We start from the raw sequence: 18,617 nt of genomic DNA on the forward strand, positions 1-18,617 counted from the left end.
CTGAAACTAATAGGCGGCATTCTGGACATAGAAATCCTTCTCTTCTAACTGCATCCAATGTGACCACAAACAAGGTTAACGACCTAGCTATATTAGGCAAGCCGCCAATGCCTAAACTTCTTAGTCCGCTATAATTTGAATCTTTCCAGGCCGCTCCATCGATATAGTCGACACATTATCCTGCTCCGACAACACATCTGGATTTACGGCCTCTAACCCACGCGCATTAGTAGACGAAGCCAGATCTCTAGGGACGAAAGCTGGTTGCTCAGAGCTATAAGGGTCTTCTCCTAACAAAGTAGGCGCCACAGGCTGCACAGGCTGAATGTGCGCATACTGTTTAGATCCCACTCTTTTCGTCAGAGAGAACATACTGTCCGCGACTCCATGATTCCCACTACCGTGCTGATCACAATACCCCAAGGGTTTATTATCAACGTAGTAATACTCACTAAAGCCAGTACTCACTGTCTCCATTTGCCCCGTCTCGGGATTCTTTTCATATTCCTCACAATCTAGCGTCACTCTCAAGCCGGAGACTTTACAAACCTCCATTTTCTCCACCTGAGTTGGTTGAGCTATAGGCTTAGGTTGATACTTATGTTGGTAAATTTCCATTGCCTTTACCCAAGCAGGCATCACCGTATCTGCTGAAAATGCTCCTGGATAGATCGGTGTACGTGAGCCATCCCAAAAGCCGGCCCACACCCCACAAGTCACATTACTGTTATAGCCAACAAACCAGTTATCTGCAAAGTCACTGGTTGTCCCTGTCTTTCCACCGCCTGAAAAATCTCCGAGTTTTGACTCCTCGTACACACGCATCCCACTCCCAGTTTTTAATGCGGACTCAAGCATGGAATGTGTTAAATATGCCGTCGCAGGGTGTAACAATTCTCTCTGTTTCTTTCCATCTGAGTTCCTCACATCATAATACACGTCCCCCTCTTTCGATTCGATCCGCGTGATGCAAACAATCTCACTAGGACTCTTTCCTTGATTGGCAAACGCGCTATAAGCCGACACGAGTTCCTGTAACGAAACTGATTCAGTCCCCAGCAGCTCACGAGGCAGTGCTTTCGTCTTCGGCATCTTGAAGCCAAAGCGAGTCGCAATATCCCTCACCTTCTGCAAACCAACATCTCTACCTAGACGCACTGTCGCCGCAATCTTACTCGCAGCTAACCCTCGACGTAATAGAATTTCGCCTTCATACACAGGATTCTCCACCTCACTTCCCCACTCTCCTAGAATACCCTCCACACCATCGATCATCACCTGACGATTATCCATTGCTTCGTCAATCAAACGTGATGAGAGAGTCTCACCAGCCTCCAGCGCTGCTGCATAGACAAATGGGAAAAATGCAGTCCCTATTGGTTTTCTACCGGAATCAATGAAATCGTACTGTGAATGTGCAAAGTTACGCCCTCCCACATAAGCGATCACCTCACCGGTTTCATTATCCAACATCAGAGCTGCACCTTGCAAATATTTTGGTCGTTGTTGAGCTGAAGCATCAAAATCTCTATACTTCGCGTGCTGATACCCCTCTTGCTGCTCCGCCAAACTGAGCTGTCGCTCGATATTCTTCTCCAAGCTCCGCTGAATATCTCGGTCGATTGATGTAAAAATGCGGAAACCTCCCTTATCTAACAATTCAACAGGCACATGATCCTGCAACGACTCAGCAATCCGGTCATATAAATGTGTTGTATTACGCTTGATTGGCTTGGGATTAGTCTCCACAGGAAGTTCAACAAGCCTCTCAGCTTCAGCAAAAGGAATTCGCCCCTCGATCGCCATCCTGTTGATTACATGATTCCTGGCTTTCTTATTATTCTCTTTGCTGCGCAATGGGGAGAAAGTGGATGGGTTCTTAATACACCCCACTAAGGATGCACACTCTTCAACAGTCAGATCCTTAGGCTCCTTCCCGAAGTACCCAAGAGCCGCTGAGCGAACTCCATAATAACCACTTCCAAATGGCACTCGGTTCAAATAGAATTCTAAAATTTTCTGTTTCGTGTAATGCTTCTCAATCCGTTGAGCCAAATAAATTTCAACGAGTTTTCGCTCATAGCCACTTTCTCCAAGCTTTATCGCCTCGTCTTTTAAGTTATACGCATTACGAGCAAGCTGCATCGTTAAGGTACTTGCGCCAGAATCTTGATCACCAGATTTAAAGTTAAGATACGCTGCACGCGCAATACCAATATAATCCACCCCATTATGCTCAAAAAAGCGCGAATCTTCCCCTGAAATAAGGGCATCTATCATTCGCTGCGGCACCTGCTCGATTCCAATCGGGCTTCTATTCTCTACAAATAATCGACCAATTTCCCTCTCCTCGCGATCATAAATCAGATTAGGTAATTCAACAACATTCACCAAATCCATATCATAGATCTTCGCCCGATTTCGGTATTTCTCAGTGAGCACTTGGTAACCAACAAAGGCTCCAAGCACCCCCAACATACAAACAAATGCAAGAGCAAGAAACCACGTCCTAAGGAAAATTGACTTCTTGCGAACCTTGCGGCGCGAGTTAAACTTCTTGCGAATCATGATGATGAACCATTCGTCAGGCGCGGATAGTGCTGACGTTAAACATTCTTACCCTCTCTCGAGCAATCCTGCAACCCTCAGCTTAAACTCTCTGCTCGTTGAAGAAATTTCAGCTCTTGGCCCCCTCAGCTTTGACCGATGGATGCAACATTGCCTCTACCATCCAGAATTCGGCTATTATACTAAAGGTGCCCAAAACGTAGGGAAGTATGGCGACTTTTTCACCTCAGTAAGCGTCGGTTCGTGCTTCGGCAGTATCCTCGCTGAACGTATTGCAAAATACAACCAACATACAGGTGCTAATGAAATTTTAGAAATCGGAGCAAACACTGGGCAACTAGCCTGTGATATTCTCGACCACCTCCATTCACACTACCCGGATATCTATTCAGAAATACGTTATAACCTCTGTGAGCCACTACACGTGATGCAAGAAGTCCAGCTCAAGACCTTGTCTCTGCACCAACCAAAAATTTCCCACTGCAATAGCCTAGCCGACTTTAAAAGCACCTCGTCGAACGGAATCATTCTAAGCAACGAATTATTTGACGCCTTCCCAGTCAAACTCATCATTAGAAAAGAGCAACAATGGCTAGAGCGCTGCGTCGACTATAAGGAGTCTCAGTTTCAATGGTTAGACCAAGCCATCACCAGCCCAAAACTCGCGGAGTTTGTTGATGAACTAGGCGATTATCCAGAGGACTACCAAACCGAATATCGTCCTGGACTCGCCAGCTTCGTTGAACTCAGTGCACGCTGCTTCGAGCACGCTTTATCAATCACCATCGATTACGGTTACCCAAAAAGCACATTTTACGACATTTCCCGTAAATCTGGCACCCTCCGCTGCTTTACGAATCATCACGCAGATGAATCCCCTCTTGAGACTCCTGGCCAAAAGGACATCAGTGCACACGTCGACTTCACCCAGCTTGCTCAAGATTTCACCGCAGCTCACTTTTCCCCACAATACTTCGACAGCCAAACCCGCTACCTCATCCAACACGCCACGCCCTTACTAAAAAAAATCGAAGAAGGTAAAATACAAGAAGCTGCGAAATGGATTCGCCAATTCCAAACCCTCACCCACCCAAGCATGATGGGACAACAATTTAACGTTCTAGAATGTGAACTTAATCAACCCGCAAACCAGCAAGCTCTGCGACAGCTAGAAATCCTATAACAAAAAAATCCGCCATCTGGCGGATCCAATTTGCAAAGAAATACCGAGGACAGGAATCGAACCTGCACGTCCTAAGACACTTGAACCTAAACCAAGCGCGTCTACCAATTCCGCCACCTCGGCCTTTGCTGCGCGCAACTTAATCAAATTTCAGCCGTGCGCAAAACAATTCTACAAAAAAATAGCCCGATCATTTCTGATCAGGCTAGAAATAAATTAATATCAATCACTTAGAGCGCAAGAAGCTTTTCCTTCAAGGACTCTTTAGTGACGTTCGCGCCAACGATTTGGTCTTTCACTTCACCATCTTTAAAGAAAAGAAGGAAAGGAATAGAACGAACTCCATACTTAGCTGCCAGAGCTTGAGCATTGTCGACCTCTACTTTACCGACCACAGCCGCATCACCGACTTCGTCAGAAAGCTCGTCAATGATCGGAGAGATCATCTTACAAGGTCCACACCATTCAGCCCAGAAGTCCACGAGAACTGCCTTACCAGAATTAATTACTTCAGCTTCAAAATTGTCTTCAGTTAGTACAAGTGCCATACCCGAACTATGCCTTCACTCCCCAAAAGGTCAAGATCACGCCACTCTATTTCTCCACTTATAATTAGAATGCACCTTGCTTATAAACTTTTGCTCCCCCCTCCTCGACTGGCTCAAGTAAGCGTGAATCTAAAAAAACCGCTAGCCACTTCGAGCAGCTAACGGTTTTAAAAATTTGATGCTCTGTAAGCTTAGCTTAAGAGAAAATAGCGCCAATTGAACTACCTTCCTCATCCATCCAAACCTTCGCTTGCTTGAACTGGGCGAAAAGACAGAATAGAGAAAGAACAAAGGCAGCTACAGCCAAGTAAGTCACAACATTTGATGAACGCTCTTCTGATGATTCTTCATCGACGACTGTTTGAATAGTTGGTGTTTGCTCATCCGGAGTGCCGACAGCAGACGGAGTACCAAGCTGCTGCGTTTGCTCAAGCTGAACAGTAGCTTTCGGAAGTGGCTGACTCGCATTGCCCAACGGTTGAGTAGCAAGAGCCACTGGAGCTTTAGCGCCTGCACCCAAGTTCAGTGGAACTGTCGGAGCTGGTGCTGGAGTCTTTGGAGCTGACGCAGGTGCTTTAGCTCCCGCACCCACATTCAATGGCACTGTTGGAGCTGGTGCTGGCGCCTTTGGAGCAGAAGCTGCTGGCGTTGGAGCTTTAGGCGCAGACGGCGCTTTGGGAGCTGGAGGAGCCGGCTTCTCAGCCTTATCCTTAGAATCAGCCTTAAGAGTCACGCGCATGGTCTCCTCTTTGAGAGGCACAGCTGAAGTGACATCTGGAATATTAGGATTGTGAGTCGATGGTGCAGAAACTGTTTGTGGCCCAGTGTGCGGAGACATCGCTTTTGGCGCTGGCGGTCCAGATGTTTCTGGTGGCTGCTTAGCTCCTGCAGGTGTGGACTTCAGAGTTACTCGTACTGTCTCCTTGCGAAGTGGCACGGAGGAAGTTTTACGCATTGACTGCTGCTTCATTGGCTCTGTTTCCAACGGTTGGGTTTCGTTGTCGTTATTTTGATCGCTCATCCTTTGATGGGTTTCGTTAGGTGATTGTGTAGGTGTGATTACTCAGCTCTAGGTGTATCGCAGAGTGTTACTATTACTCTAAACTGAAGAGTCCCCCACCTGTCAAACCTCCAAACTGCTTTTTTTAGGGTAACTAAACCAATTTACAAGTAAATCTACGTATCCCTACTTCTGAGAAAGTAGCTCCATAAAGGTCGGCAACACCTTGCGGAACAAGGAATTCTTCCCACCTCGTGACAATTGATCACGCATCAGACCAACGGAGTCCATACTATCTGCTGGAGTTGATTGCTCACTCACATAACCGTCAGCTTCCACTCGGAGGTGAATCAGGTGATCACCTTTCGGACGTGTCACAGATAACCTGACATCACCTGCAATGATCTCCACCAGACTGATTGGTGAACTGTCTTCTTCCGCTGTAACTTTAGCTTCAATCACCCCACCATGAGTATTTTCAAAATGGTAGCTCCCTCGAGCAGCCTCAGTTTCGATTAACTCCTGTGCCGGCAGCCAGCCACATTGAGTGACTATCCATGACAGCAGCTGAATCCCTGATGTTTCACAATCAGGAGAAGTTACAATGTTGACCTTTTGAATACCCGTAATCACGTCTTGCGCGTGCGGGTCATCAAACATCGCAGCAATTCCCAGACGAATATGATAGGTCCGCGTCCACGACAGATCTTGCACCACCAAATTCTCGTTTAGCATCGGCTCTTTCAACCGCTGGAATTGCTCCAAAGGGTTAGCCCAATCGGCACTGTCCACCACTAAACGCTGAATCAACGAATAAATGCGATCATCAAAGCGCTCGGTTAACTCACCTTGCCACCAAAAAATAAGCGGTAAATCGCTTTGGAGATTCGCAAATATAGTATTGCGAAAACGCCCACTCACCCGGCCAGCCAAGTGGAACGCAAGCTGTTCGCAACAAACAGTTTTATTTCCATTTGCTAAATTACAATGAGCAGTCACCCAAGCGCGCATACCCACCTCTGGGTCATCTCGATCAACTGCGACCAAAATAGCTCGACATGCGTGTTCACGAGTAATCTCGCGCACCATTTCTGAATTCTTAGAAAGTGCTGACGAATCTTCTGAATACACCGCAAAATTCATCAACGATGCATTCGTGCGAGCTTCATCAGCTTCCCATAAACGCTTGAGTTCGACATCTATTTCGCCGATCTCGACCTCTTTACCCAGGATAGTACAATCGTTAGGAACACTCATTAGGCTACCAATTTAAAGTCTTCTCCAAGAATTACCATCTTGCTCTAGCAACTCATCTGCCGCTTTCGGCCCCCAGCTCCCAGCTGAGAACTCTGCCATCTCTGGCGCTTCAGATGATTCATGCCAAGCCTTCTCAATGTGGTCGATGAAACGCCATGCTTCTTCCACCTCATCACGACGCGCAAACAATGTTGCGTCACCTGCCATAGCATCTAGTAGAAGTCGCTCATACGCTTCTGGACTACCTTTGCCAAAACTTGTAGAATAATGGAAATCCATCTTTACTGGCTCCATCCGCAAACTGGTACCTGGTAATTTAGACACCATGCGTAAAGAGATCCCTTCATCAGGCTGAATGCGGATAACCAGTACATTGCCACCTGCCGCAGCGCCTGGGATTGCATTAAATAATACATTCGGAGGTGATTTGAAATGAATCGAAATCTCAGTCGCCTTCTTCGGCAAACGCTTACCAACGCGAACGTAAAAAGGAACACCACTCCAGCGCCATGTGTCTACATGCATGCGAAGTGCCACATACGCTTCAGTCATCGATTCTGGATCAACACGATCCTCTTCGCGGTAACCGACAACAGACTTATCCTGAATGTGACCAGAAGTGTACTGAGCGCGAACCACGTTTTCACGAATCGCTTTAGGAGTGTCAAGCTGGCGTAATGAACGTAGCACTTTTACTTTTTCATCACGCACGCCATCCGCGGAAAGATCCGTTGGAGGCTCCATTGCCACTAGACTCAAGAGCTGAAGCAGATGGTTTTGTACCATATCTCTCAACGCTCCTGCTTTATCATAGTAACCACCACGACCACCTTCCATCCCTAGATGTTCAGCGCATGTGATCTGAACTTGTTCAATGTACTTGTTATTCCAAAGTGGTTCAAAGATCGCATTCGCAAATCTCAAAACCATAATATTCTGAGCAGTTTCTTTGCCCAAGTAATGGTCAATCCTGTAAGTATCTTTCTCAGCAAAAGTGTTATTGACCACTTTGTTGAGGTGCTCTGCTGTCGCCAAATCTGTTCCAAATGGTTTTTCAACAATCACACGAGACCAACACCCTTTTGCCGCAGAACTGAGTCCAACAGACTTAAGGTTCTCAAGAATCACATCAAAAAACTCAGGCGCACTCGCGATATAGAAAAGCCGATTACCTGCTCCTCCGCGCTCGCGGTCAATCGCGTCGAGACGTTCAGCTAATCGCTTATAGCCGTCAATGTCATTGAATTCGCTTTGGTGATACTGGATACTCTCCTGATATTCCGACCAAAGCTCTGGGTCATGACCACTGCGAGACACTTCTTTATTCAGAGCTTCGAGCCCCTCCCGAAACTCAGCATCACTCTTATCTCTGCGTGCAAAGCCCACAATCTTCACTCCATGTGGCAGCTCACCGTCTACCCCTAGGTTATAAAGTGCTGGCACCAGTTTGCGGTGAGTCAAATCACCTGTAGCACCAAAAATGACCACGGTGCACGCTTCTGCGCGCGAACGTGAAACTAAATCTTCTCTGAAAGGATTACTCATTGCTGCGCGCAGCATCCCTCATGAATTCAGTTCTCTCAAGCGGGAAGTCTGTTTTTTTGCTGTGCACTTTGTCATAGCACTCCCTTCCATCGTCGCCAAATGCCACTAACTGAAGCGATCTCCCATATTTTATTGGGAACGCGGCCCCTTCATCACACGTGAAGCAAACTCCAGCGCATCACCCAATTTAGCAACCGGTTCTGTTAGCTTGATCACTAACTCAGGTTGAGAGGAAAGTTTTGTCAGCAAATATTCTAATTCATCTTGAACATCGCGTAAGGAGCTCTCAAACGTGATGCGCTGTTCTTGCGTTAAATATTCCTCCGCCTCGACTCGCTGAGCAATCGAAGTCACAGCATCCGCCATAGCGACTATTTCCCCAGCCGCAGTCTCGGCACTATCCAGTGATTCCACTTCTCTAACAATATCAGGAAGACGCTCGAGCTCTAACTTTAGCTCTTGAGAAAGCTCACTCGTAGTTGATTCCTGTTTAGAACAGGCGCACAACCACAAGGCGACCACGAGTACTATGCACCGATGACAACTGCGCATATCCTTCTAACTAACGACTATCGTAAAATCGACAAGTTGCTTTTCCATATTTACTCGAGCGATCTTCACCTTGACTTTTTGACCTAAGCGTAACTCGTTCTGAGATTGGTAATCTCTGAATGCCATCACCCCTTGCTCGAAATTCCACCTCCCTTGAGGAAATTCCTCCTTCTTCACCAGTCCTTTTACCTGCATATTCGTGATTTCCACAAAAATCCCCATGCGTCGCACATCGGTAATAAGCGCCTCGAAAACAGGGGGGTCATCCTGCTGCGCGAGCATGAATAGATACTCCATCATCTTCATCCGCTTCGTCGCATTTTCTGCCTCAGCACTATTGCGCTCAGTATCAGAAATATGCTGGGCAATTTCTTCTAGCTTTGTCGACTTCGGTAATCTAACTGGATTAACTGGAGGATTCACTAACAAAGATTGAAGGGCCCGGTGAACAATCAAATCGGCATACCTCCGAATCGGACTAGTAAAGTGACAATAATCCATCTTGGCCAAGCCGTAATGACCTAACATTTCTATACTGTAAGCTGCACGCTTTAGGCTTTTTAATAAGCCTAACTTTATAGATTGCTCTACAGCACTCCCCTTTGCCTGCTTCAGCAATTCTTGAATGTGCTTTTTATTTGTTAGATCTCCAGCATTGAACCCGTGGATGCGAGCAATCTCAGCAAATTCGTTAAGCCTGTCCGCATCTGGGTCTTCATGGATTCGGTGAACCGCATTCTTACGCTTCATTTTTAACTCCACAGCCACAGCTTCGTTTGCCGCCAGCATGAATTCCTCAATCATCTGGTGACTCTCGTCATAGACCAATTCTTTAATCTCTATCGGCTTCTTCGTTTCCTCATCTAAGACGACCTTTACCTCAGGAAAATCTAGATCGAGAGCTCCATGAGCAAAACGTCTTTTGCGTAACACATCAGCTAATCCCCACGCAGTGCGAATAGCATCGCCCACTTCTCCACCGCCGTCTCCTTTGATCAGAACTTGAGCTTCTTCATAAGCCAACTTCGCCTTACTATTAATCACCGCATCACAGAAATATACCTTTCTGCGCTCTCCTCTACGGTCGAACTCCATCACTGCACACTTCGTCAGTCGGTCCACGCCAAGACGTAAACTACACACGTTGTTAGACAATTTCACAGGCAACATAGGAAGAACCCGATCCACTAAATAAGTGGAGTTCCCCCGCAATTGAGCTTCTTTATCTAACGCCGAATGTGGAGTCACGTAATGAGAGACATCGGCAATGTGAACCGCAAGCCTCCAACCATCTTCAAGCTCCTCCACTAACACCGCATCATCATGATCCTTAGCGTCACCAGGATCCACAGTTAGCACTAATTTGTCACGCCAGTCCTCGCGCCTAGCATATTCTTCATCTGAAATCACTTCAGATACCGCATCCGCTTCTTTCTGCACCTCAGATTCAAACTCAACCCGTAAATTATGCTTATGAATCACCGAAATAATATCAACTCCTGGTGCATCAGGATAACCGATCACTTTGATCACTTTGCCGACTGGAGTCGCGTTGCGATGTGCCCACTCTACGATCTCCACTGCCACTAATTGGCCCGGCTTTGCTAGTCCTGCATCTAACAAATCAATACCACCAGGCAAACCTTTCATCTCTGGCTCTACATAACAAAACCGTCCTTCCTCTCTATAAATACCGATAATTGTGGTATTCTTGCGCTCTAACACCTTCGTCACCTTACCTGCAGCTTCTTCCTTCGCATCTTCTTTAGGCTGTGCCTTCGACTTGATAGGACGCCCCCGTTTATCATATTGTTTCTTACCTTTGTCTGCGTATTGCTTCCACCTTGGCACACCAATTCTTGTGATCTTGACTCGAACCAAATCTCCATCCAGGGCCACTCCCATGTCTCTATTATCAACAAACACACGGTCATGCTTCTTGATGTCCATTCCGGTAGCCAGATTACCCTCATCACTCTGAGTCGGATAGAACCATGCATTACCATTCGGTTGATACCTCAAAATACCGACCAACTGCACTAAAGCTGTTTCGCGTAATTTATAGCGGCTCTTCGCCCCGATCACGACCCTCCCCTCTTTTTCTAACTTCGTAAGCTGAATCCTCAACTCTCGACGCTCCGAACTATCAATCCCCAAATTGCGCGCTAATTCCGACTTATTCATCGGCCGGTAACTCTTCCCTTGCATTAACTTTAGCAACTGCTTGCGCAAATCATTCATAACACCACATTGTGTCATCTAACTACTTCCCGCAAGACAAGTTTCCACAGGAATCTTGCTACATCAGCTCACAACCCCATTCACACACCTCAGTTCCCCTCTATTTCATTTTTCGTAAACTGCGGTGTTGCCGAACCACATTTTTCCTGCCATCGATAGTTATTACACAGCCTTTCGACATGAAAAATCCTACGCATATCTCTAAATCCAAAAACGGTTTCTCGCTCATCGAACTTCTCGTAGTCATTGTGATCATCGCCTCCCTGGCCGCCATTTCCTACGGCCCGATTATGAACACGATTAAAGACTCTCGCATTCAAGCAGGCAACAAACTCGCTAATGATCTCATTTTTGCAGTCGAACAATTTGAACAAAAATACGACTATCTTCCGTATGTTGAAACGAACGATGGTGTCGTCATCTACGAAGACGATACTCTTCTCGATTTAATTACAATCCTTATGGGTGAAGAAGGTTCATCCGACATCAACCCAAACAACCTAGAATTTTTTAACTATCAAGAAGCTGAAAACGGTGTTGACGGCATTGCATATGAGCCTAGCAGTAGAGGAATGCCCCCTGGACTTAGAGACCCATTTGGACAAAACATTACACTGATCATCGATTATACTGGTGACAATAAAATCGATTTAGCTAATACACCCTTCAGTGGTCACACCGACAACAATGGTAAGCCCTTGGTCATCCGTAGAGTTGCGGTTGCTGGATCAGAAGGTCCTAATGAAAAATTTTATGAAGGTACTACTGACAAAGACGACCCTAACGACGACGTCACCTCATTCTAAAAAACATTCCATCCTAACCCACATAGCACGTGACCAAGTCACGTGCTTTTCCATTTCTATCAGTTAATCTCGCGCATGAAAAAATCAACTCCTCTGCTTTGTTCTCTGGGCGTGGCTATCGTCTGTGGTGCAGTACTCGCAAAAAAAGAACCTCAAACGACCGCTCCTACCAAAGTTGCTAAATCAGACACCTCTCAAGCGGAAGGTACCGCTAGAGATTGGGCTCATGAGAACTCCGATATCCCCGCAGACCCAAAAGTCCTCTATGGCTCCCTGGAGAATGGAATGCGCTATATCATCTGTAAAAACCCACTGCCCCCTAATCGTGTAAGTATGCGTCTGCACGTAGATGCTGGTTCGCTTAATGAAGCCGATGACCAACGCGGTCTCGCCCATTTTCTAGAACACATGGTTTTCAATGGCACCAAACACTTTCCTGACGCCAGTAAACTCATTCCCCAAATGCAACGCCTCGGAATCGCATTCGGAGCGCACGCTAATGCCTACACCTCTTTCGATGAAACCGTCTATATGCTAGACCTCCCTAACATTGAAAAAGACACACTCGATCTCGGCTTCGCTGTCATGGGTGATTTTGCTGATGGGGCATTGTTAGAATCGAAAGAAATTGAGGAAGAGCGCGGAGTCATTGTAGCTGAAAAAACCTCCAGAGATTCCGTTGGCCTTCGCATGTTCGAAAAACAGATCGACACACTCTTCCCGAACTCATTACTAGGAAAACGCCTCCCCATCGGCAAACTCGACGTCATCGAGTCTGCTCCACGTGAGCGTTTTGTCGATTTCTACACTCGCTTTTATACACCGGAAAAAATGACATTTGTCTACGTCGGAGACATTGATATAGCAGCTGCGGAACAGCGCATCATCGACACTTTTAGCCCAATGAAAAACCCTGCTAAGCCAGGTTCCAAACCCTCTATCGGCGACATTTCGACACCCTCAGGTTTTCAAGTCTCAGTATTCACCGATAAAGAACTCACTGAAACTGAAATCTCAATCGTCAAATCGAAACCTCACAGCTACCGCACTGACAGCAAAAAGAAGCGCTTCGACAGCTTGAAAATGAATATCGCCAACGCGATTCTTAACCGACGATTCTCAAAAATAGCCAAACAGGAAAATGCCACTATCACTTCAGGATCAGCCACCCACTACGTGCTTTTCCGTGAACTAGAAATGGCTAGCATCGAAGTCACTGCAATCAATAACGACTGGAAATCAGCGCTACCGGTTCTTGAAAATGAATTTAGACGAGCCTGCCTCTTCGGCTTCACCCAATCAGAATACGATGAAGTCGTTGCCGCGCTCATCAATAACTACCAACAAGCTGTCAAAACTGCTCCCACTAGAAAATCTGACAACATTGCATCAAACCTCACCGAACACGCTCACACAGATTCAGTATATTCCACGCCCGAAGTCGACCTCGAAGTGCTCGAGGAAAACCTCGCCAAACTCACTGTTAAAGACGTCAGCGATGCGTTCAAACACTACTGGGAACACGCCCCCATGGAGAAGCTCGATGCACACCTCATTCTCAGCACCCAGAAAGCATCGGACTCAGCCACCAAGGAACTGAAGGAAATTTATAAATTCCAAGATGGAGTCGCTCTCGAAGCCCCCACCAATAAAAAAGCCGGACAGTTCTCTTATATCGACTTTGGTGAACCAACTGAAATCCAAAACGACATCCACATCAAAGACCTCGATGTTCATCAATTTACCTTTGCCAATGGGGTTAAAGTGAATTGGAAAAAAACTGACTTTGACAAGAACTCTATCTCTATGGTCGCTAGCTTCGGAACGGGTAAAGCAGGCATGCCGCTCGACCAACCAGGACTCGACACCCTCGCTGGCTCCATCTTCGTTAACGGCGGGCTCGGCAACCATTCATCTGAAGACCTAAAATCAATCCTAGCAGGTCGTAACGTCGGCGTTAATTTCGGAATCTCAGATGATGCATTTACCCTCAACGGCAGCACCACACCAGAAGACCTTGAACTACAACTTCAGCTGCTCACCGCCTACCTTACAGACCCAGGATTCCGCCCTGAAGCTGAGCGCCAGTTCGACGCCATGCTTCCGAACCTCTACGCGCAGCTCACTCACACAGAACAGGGACCCATGGCAAAAATGACCCAATGGTTCTCAGGTGATGACCCACGCTTTACTTTCCCAAGCCTTGAACAAGCACAAGCCCTCACCACAGATCAAGTCAAGCAATGGATAATGCCGCAGCTTACAAATAAGACTATCGAAATCTCCATCGTAGGCGATTTCCAAGAACCAGCACTTGTCTCCGCATTATCAAAAACTTTAGGAGCGCTGCCGTCACATGAAGATAAGAACGCTATCCCTATCGAAAAACGCACTCTTACCCTACCTGAAACTCCTACAGAAAAAACCTTCACATTCGAAAGCGAAATCGAAAAAGCCATCGCTATCGTCTTATGGAAAACCGATGACGCCACTGACCGAGATGTAAAAAAACTCCGAAGAATGAGCATCCTCTCCGCAATCCTCGATGAACGTATGCGCGTCGAACTGCGTGAGAAACTAGGTGAAGCCTACAGCCCATTTGCTACGTCGAACCTGTCCCAAACATTCAAAAACTACGGCATGATCATGGCCTACAGCCCAGGCAGCCCAAGTAATACGAAAAAAGTAAGTAACATTATCAGAGAGCTCGCAGACGAGCTTGCACAAAATGGCGCCACGCAAGACGAATTCGACCGCATCCTTAAACCACGACTCGGCCTCCTCGAAAAGTCTCTCCGCCAAAACTCATACTGGCTCAATACCGTCCTCGACCGCTCTCAACAATTCCCCGATAAATTAGAGGCTGCACGCAACCGTGACGCCGATTACTCAAAAATTTCCCTCGACGAAATAAATGCGCTAGCTCAAAAGTTTCTAACAGCAAACAATAGCGCCCTGGTAACCATTACACCTAAGACCCTACCTACCAATGATTAAAAACAATAGCGCCTTAGCCCTCCTCACAGGCATAACACTCGTCACACTTAGCTCAGCTAACGCCGAAATATTCACTTTAAAAAATGGTGATACGCACAACGGCAAAATATCCTATCAAACAGAAGACACCTATTACCTTCTTGTTGAGGTTAAGCCCGGTATACGTAACGAAATAGCCGTCAAAAAGTCAGATGTCGAATCCATCAAAAAAGAAGACACTTCTGGAGATGAATACGAAAAATTGAGTGAACTCACCCCCACTCCTGACCTCCTCAGCGAGCAAGATTATCAGCGAGCCATTGAGAACCAAATTGACCCATTCTTACGTAACTACCCCACCTCCCGGTATCGTAGAAAGGTCAAAGAAATCCGCGAAACCCTCCTCAAAGAACTCGAGCTCGTCAAACAAGGCGCAGTTAAACTGAACGGAAAGTTTCTCTCCGAAGATGAGCAATCCTATAATTCCTATGAGATAGATGCTTACTTGGCGCTTAAAGAATTTAAGACAGAGCGGAACCTCGATGAAGCCTTTGAACAATTCGAAAATCTTGAAGAAAAGTTTCTCAACACTAAACCATTTAAAGCTGCTATAAAACACGCAGCGCAGCTTATTTCCCAATATGAGAAACAAGCGAGAAGCATCATTGCCAACAGTGAATCAATTCAAGAAAAACGTGATACCACACTTGACCGCCTCCCTCCATCAGATCGAGCACGCGTGAGACAATCGCTTGCCGAAGAAGAACGCATCTACCAAGCCAAGCTTACTCGCGCCAATGATCGCAAATCAAAGTGGCTCCCACTGAATCGCTTTCACCCAGAAACTGCTGAAAAAGCCATTAGCAACCTTGAGCGTGAAAAAACTAGAATTAAAAAGCTTTCTCAAGCCAGCTCAGTCGACGCAGGAGAACTATATCGCTCAGCACTTAGTTCACTTGATAAAATTGAGCTAGATAAAACCAAAGACATCCTTAAAGAACTCAGAAGAGCTGATGTGCCTGATAGCTACATCGACCCCATTAATGAACAGCTCGAACTAGAAATAGCCACTCAGAAAGAACTCAATGAGCAACGACGCAATGAACTAGCTGAAGCAAAAAGAAAGCTCAAGGAACAGCTAGCTCAAGAACGTGCAGAACAGCGTAAAGCTGCACAAATAGCAGCTGAGAAAAAACGCAAAGCCGAAGAAGCGGCCGAAGATGCCAATCTCACTGCTGAAGAAAAACTCAAAAAAGCCACAGGGCTTGGCATAAAAGAAGAGCAAGTAAATGAAGTTTTAAAACAGCTCAACCCAACAAGTAACTAACACTCACAAATGGCGATCTCCTTCTTGAGATCGCCATTTCTTTTGGGTTGATCTTCCCCAGCTCTCAAGCACACTAGCCGCACGAACTATGAGAACAGCATCACAGAAGCGCGACACCGCTGAGACCAAGATCCTGCTCAGCCTCAATATCGACGGCTCGGGCGAAGGAAAAATCGATACAGGCATCCCCTTTTTCGATCACATGCTCACAGCCTTTTCGCGCCATGGTCTTATCGATCTTGATGTCACAGTAGATGGCGACATAGAAGTCGACTACCACCACACTGTCGAAGACACCGCTATCGTCATTGGCGAATGCCTCAAACAAGCACTTGGCGATAAAAACGGCATCGCTCGCTACGGCCATTCCTACCTGCCAATGGATGAAACTCTCTCACGTGTCGTTGTCGACCTCTCAAATCGACCACACCTCGAGTTCAAATTTCCAGAAGGCACACCAGATGCTCAGAATTTTCCATTCACGCTCGTAGAAGAATTTTTCCGCGCTATCGCCTCGAACCTGCGGGCCAACATCCACGCAGAAGTCCTCTACGGTCGCGACGGCCACCACATTGCTGAGTCACTCTTCAAAGGACTCGCCCGAGCACTCCGTAGCGCCATGGAAAATGACCCACGTGTCACTGGCATACCAAGTACGAAGGAAGTCCTCTAACTATTCCTAACACATCACACTTAAAACATAACACTATACAGTTATGAACGTAGGAATTATCGACTACGGCGCTGGTAACCTCCAAAGCGTCCTCAATGCCTTTCACGCACTCGGCGCTGAAGCCAAACTCATCACCACCCCTGAAGAACTCGACGGACTCACCCATCTTGTGCTTCCAGGCCAAGGTGAATTTGGCGATTGCTCGCGCAAACTCGAAGCTTCGGCCATGACTCCACCTATTAAGGAATGGATTGCAGCAAACAAGCCATTCCTCGGTATTTGTGTTGGCTATCAACTCCTTTTCGAAGGCAGTGAAGAATCACCATCAGCTGCAGGGCTTGGCATTTTCAAAGGCCAAAATGTCAGATTTCAACACGAAGACGGTCTTAAGATTCCACACATGGGCTGGAATGGCGTCACCCCACAAAACCCAGACCACGCCATGTGGAAAGGCATGAGCAAAGAACCGTATTTTTATTACGTCCATTCCTATTTTCCAAAGGCGGAAAACTCCGAAGTCGTCGCTGGTGTCACCACCTACGGCACGCAAACCTTTCACGGAACCGTCACTCGCGGCAATCTCATTGGAACCCAGTTCCACCCTGAGAAATCCCAGCACGCTGGCCTCCAACTCCTCAAAAATTTCCTAACTCTCTAAGCTAAATTTAATGCGCGGCAGCTCTGACAAAAACACAGAGCCAAAAGTAATTTAAAATTAAACATTCATCACTCAACATTTTAGATGTCATCTGCACTAGAACAACTCATCGGCGGAACCGCCAAAGTCCTTTCAGAAAAAGAACTCGCTGAGAAACTCGAGCTCGGCCGTCCACTCCGCATCAAACTCGGTGTCGACCCCACAGCTCCAGACATCCATCTCGGACACACTGTCGCCATCGAAAAATTGCGCCAATTTCAAGAACTTGGTCATACCGCAGTTCTCATCATCGGCGACTTCACCGCTACGGTTGGCGACCCAACCGGCCGCTCCGCTGCACGTCCACCAATCACCCGCGAAGAAGTTCTCTCCAATGCCGAAACCTACACCACTCAAGCCTTCAAAATCCTCGATCCAGAGAAAACCGAAGTCGTCTATAATGGTGATTGGTTCAACAAAATGACCTACGACCAAGTGCTTAAGCTCAATGGTCGCGTCACCATGCAACAAATGCTCCAACGCGAAGACTTCAAGTCCCGCCTCGGCGAAGGGAAAGAAGTCCGCCTTCACGAAATTCAATACCCGATTATGCAAGGCTGGGATTCTGTCGTAGTTAAATCCGATGTCGAAATCGGCGGAACTGATCAGCTTTTCAATATCCTCGTTGGTCGTGATCTGCAAAAGGAAGAAGGCCTTCCACAGCAAGTCGTCATGCTCATGCCGCTCCTTGAAGGGCTCGATGGCGTGAAGAAAATGTCCAAATCCTCCAAAAACTACGTTGGAGTTTCCGAGCCAGCCCCTGAAATGGTCAACAAGCTCATGAGCATCTCCGATGAACTCATGGACAAATACTACCTCATGCTTCTCGGCACAAAGCGCGATGAATCACAGCATCCACGCGATGCAAAACTCGAACTCGCACGCCGCATCACCGCTCGCTACCACGACGAAGCTTCTGCAGCCGATGCTGTCCAACAATGGCTCGATCGTTCAAAAGGCGATCAAGGTGCTGGCGCTACCGATGTTTCTCTCACTGATTTCCCAGCTGACCTCACGGTTCTAAGCCTAGCATCTAACGCTTTCCAAATTGGCTTCAACATCAAGAAGTCTAACGGCGAGCTGAAAAAGCAAGCCATCCTTCCCGGTGCCATCCAGCTCAACGGTGAAAAACTCACCGACCCAAATGCTGAAATCACACCAAAGGCCGGTGATATCCTGCGCTTATCGAAAAAGCATACAGTCAAGTTCAGCTAGACTAGCTCAATCTCAATCCAACAAAAAAA

At 46.9% G+C, this 18,617-nt stretch carries 14 protein-coding genes and 1 tRNA gene; 7 read left to right on the forward strand and 8 right to left on the reverse strand.

Translation table 11 applies throughout. The annotated features are described in order from the left end of the window. Nucleotides 1-120: 120 nt before the first annotated feature. Nucleotides 121-2,568 (reverse strand): transglycosylase domain-containing protein, encoded by a 2,448-nt coding sequence (locus ACFPK9_RS05460; protein WP_377093815.1) that lies wholly within the window; start codon nucleotides 2,566-2,568, stop codon nucleotides 121-123. Here ACFPK9_RS05460 and ACFPK9_RS05465 point away from each other — a divergent pair. Further along, complete coding sequence (locus tag ACFPK9_RS05465; RefSeq protein ID WP_377093816.1) at nucleotides 2,567-3,751, forward strand: class I SAM-dependent methyltransferase; 1,185 nt, start codon at nucleotides 2,567-2,569, stop codon at nucleotides 3,749-3,751. The two genes, ACFPK9_RS05460 and ACFPK9_RS05465, sit on opposite strands and share 2 nt — an antisense overlap. 41 nt (nucleotides 3,752-3,792) lie before the next feature. Here the strand turns inward: ACFPK9_RS05465 and ACFPK9_RS05470 are convergent. From ACFPK9_RS05470 to rnr, 7 genes are all read right to left on the reverse strand, one after another. Then, nucleotides 3,793-3,874 (reverse strand) — tRNA-Leu (locus ACFPK9_RS05470). A gap of 107 nt (nucleotides 3,875-3,981) precedes the next feature. Beyond that, complete coding sequence (gene trxA / locus ACFPK9_RS05475) at nucleotides 3,982-4,299, reverse strand: thioredoxin (protein ID WP_377093817.1); 318 nt, start codon at nucleotides 4,297-4,299, stop codon at nucleotides 3,982-3,984. A gap of 196 nt (nucleotides 4,300-4,495) precedes the next feature. Then, entirely contained in the window at nucleotides 4,496-5,320 is an 825-nt protein-coding gene (locus ACFPK9_RS05480) for a hypothetical protein (RefSeq protein WP_377093818.1), read from the reverse strand. A gap of 165 nt (nucleotides 5,321-5,485) precedes the next feature. Next, nucleotides 5,486-6,556: a glucose-6-phosphate dehydrogenase assembly protein OpcA gene (locus tag ACFPK9_RS05485; protein WP_377093819.1), complete on the reverse strand. Its 1,071-nt coding sequence runs from the start codon at nucleotides 6,554-6,556 to the stop codon at nucleotides 5,486-5,488. Between the two features lie 12 nt (nucleotides 6,557-6,568). Beyond that, the gene (gene zwf / locus ACFPK9_RS05490) at nucleotides 6,569-8,116 is read right to left on the reverse strand and encodes a glucose-6-phosphate dehydrogenase (protein WP_377093820.1); all 1,548 of its coding nucleotides are present in this window, start codon (nucleotides 8,114-8,116) and stop codon (nucleotides 6,569-6,571) included. 114 nt (nucleotides 8,117-8,230) lie between these two features. Then, nucleotides 8,231-8,653 carry a hypothetical protein gene (locus ACFPK9_RS05495; protein ID WP_377093821.1) on the reverse strand — a complete coding sequence of 141 codons (423 nt, stop codon included), beginning with the start codon at nucleotides 8,651-8,653 and terminating at the stop codon, nucleotides 8,231-8,233. Between the two features lie 6 nt (nucleotides 8,654-8,659). Then, the gene (gene rnr / locus ACFPK9_RS05500; RefSeq protein WP_377093822.1) at nucleotides 8,660-10,912 is read right to left on the reverse strand and encodes a ribonuclease R; all 2,253 of its coding nucleotides are present in this window, start codon (nucleotides 10,910-10,912) and stop codon (nucleotides 8,660-8,662) included. 161 nt (nucleotides 10,913-11,073) lie between these two features. On the opposite strand from rnr, the gene ACFPK9_RS05505 reads away from it, so the two are divergent. From ACFPK9_RS05505 to tyrS, 6 genes are all read left to right on the forward strand, one after another. After that, nucleotides 11,074-11,700, forward strand: a complete 627-nt coding sequence (locus ACFPK9_RS05505; RefSeq protein ID WP_377093823.1) for a type II secretion system protein — start codon at nucleotides 11,074-11,076, stop codon at nucleotides 11,698-11,700. A 75-nt stretch (nucleotides 11,701-11,775) separates the two neighbouring features. Then, nucleotides 11,776-14,697: a M16 family metallopeptidase gene (locus tag ACFPK9_RS05510; protein ID WP_377093824.1), complete on the forward strand. Its 2,922-nt coding sequence runs from the start codon at nucleotides 11,776-11,778 to the stop codon at nucleotides 14,695-14,697. Then, nucleotides 14,690-16,003: a PTPDL family protein gene (locus tag ACFPK9_RS05515; RefSeq protein WP_377093825.1), complete on the forward strand. Its 1,314-nt coding sequence runs from the start codon at nucleotides 14,690-14,692 to the stop codon at nucleotides 16,001-16,003. The genes ACFPK9_RS05510 and ACFPK9_RS05515 overlap by 8 nt, the downstream gene beginning before the upstream one ends. A gap of 88 nt (nucleotides 16,004-16,091) precedes the next feature. After that, a complete protein-coding gene (gene hisB, locus ACFPK9_RS05520) occupies nucleotides 16,092-16,676 on the forward strand; it encodes an imidazoleglycerol-phosphate dehydratase HisB (protein WP_377093826.1) in 585 nt (194 codons plus the stop codon). 43 nt (nucleotides 16,677-16,719) lie between these two features. Beyond that, nucleotides 16,720-17,334 carry an imidazole glycerol phosphate synthase subunit HisH gene (hisH, locus tag ACFPK9_RS05525; RefSeq protein ID WP_377093827.1) on the forward strand — a complete coding sequence of 205 codons (615 nt, stop codon included), beginning with the start codon at nucleotides 16,720-16,722 and terminating at the stop codon, nucleotides 17,332-17,334. Between the two features lie 84 nt (nucleotides 17,335-17,418). Then, nucleotides 17,419-18,588 carry a tyrosine--tRNA ligase gene (gene tyrS, locus ACFPK9_RS05530; protein WP_377093828.1) on the forward strand — a complete coding sequence of 390 codons (1,170 nt, stop codon included), beginning with the start codon at nucleotides 17,419-17,421 and terminating at the stop codon, nucleotides 18,586-18,588. Nucleotides 18,589-18,617: the final 29 nt, after the last annotated feature.

It is taken from the genome of Rubritalea spongiae, assembly GCF_042652385.1.
GTDB classification, from domain to species: Bacteria; Verrucomicrobiota; Verrucomicrobiia; order Verrucomicrobiales; family Akkermansiaceae; genus Rubritalea; species Rubritalea spongiae.

Excerpts from the sequence above, each read along its gene's own strand:
- ACFPK9_RS05465 (WP_377093816.1), top strand. The coding sequence starts at position 2,567 with ATGATGATGAACCATTCGTCAGGCGCGGATAGTGCTGACGTTAAACAT.
- ACFPK9_RS05460 (WP_377093815.1), bottom strand. The coding sequence starts at position 2,568 with ATGATTCGCAAGAAGTTTAACTCGCGCCGCAAGGTTCGCAAGAAGTCA.
- trxA (WP_377093817.1), bottom strand. The coding sequence starts at position 4,299 with ATGGCACTTGTACTAACTGAAGACAATTTTGAAGCTGAAGTAATTAAT.
- ACFPK9_RS05480 (WP_377093818.1), bottom strand. The coding sequence starts at position 5,320 with ATGAGCGATCAAAATAACGACAACGAAACCCAACCGTTGGAAACAGAG.
- ACFPK9_RS05485 (WP_377093819.1), bottom strand. The coding sequence starts at position 6,556 with ATGAGTGTTCCTAACGATTGTACTATCCTGGGTAAAGAGGTCGAGATC.
- zwf (WP_377093820.1), bottom strand. The coding sequence starts at position 8,116 with ATGCTGCGCGCAGCAATGAGTAATCCTTTCAGAGAAGATTTAGTTTCA.
- ACFPK9_RS05495 (WP_377093821.1), bottom strand. The coding sequence starts at position 8,653 with ATGCGCAGTTGTCATCGGTGCATAGTACTCGTGGTCGCCTTGTGGTTG.
- rnr (WP_377093822.1), bottom strand. The coding sequence starts at position 10,912 with ATGACACAATGTGGTGTTATGAATGATTTGCGCAAGCAGTTGCTAAAG.
- ACFPK9_RS05505 (WP_377093823.1), top strand. The coding sequence starts at position 11,074 with ATGAAAAATCCTACGCATATCTCTAAATCCAAAAACGGTTTCTCGCTC.
- ACFPK9_RS05510 (WP_377093824.1), top strand. The coding sequence starts at position 11,776 with ATGAAAAAATCAACTCCTCTGCTTTGTTCTCTGGGCGTGGCTATCGTC.
- ACFPK9_RS05515 (WP_377093825.1), top strand. The coding sequence starts at position 14,690 with ATGATTAAAAACAATAGCGCCTTAGCCCTCCTCACAGGCATAACACTC.
- hisB (WP_377093826.1), top strand. The coding sequence starts at position 16,092 with ATGAGAACAGCATCACAGAAGCGCGACACCGCTGAGACCAAGATCCTG.
- hisH (WP_377093827.1), top strand. The coding sequence starts at position 16,720 with ATGAACGTAGGAATTATCGACTACGGCGCTGGTAACCTCCAAAGCGTC.
- tyrS (WP_377093828.1), top strand. The coding sequence starts at position 17,419 with ATGTCATCTGCACTAGAACAACTCATCGGCGGAACCGCCAAAGTCCTT.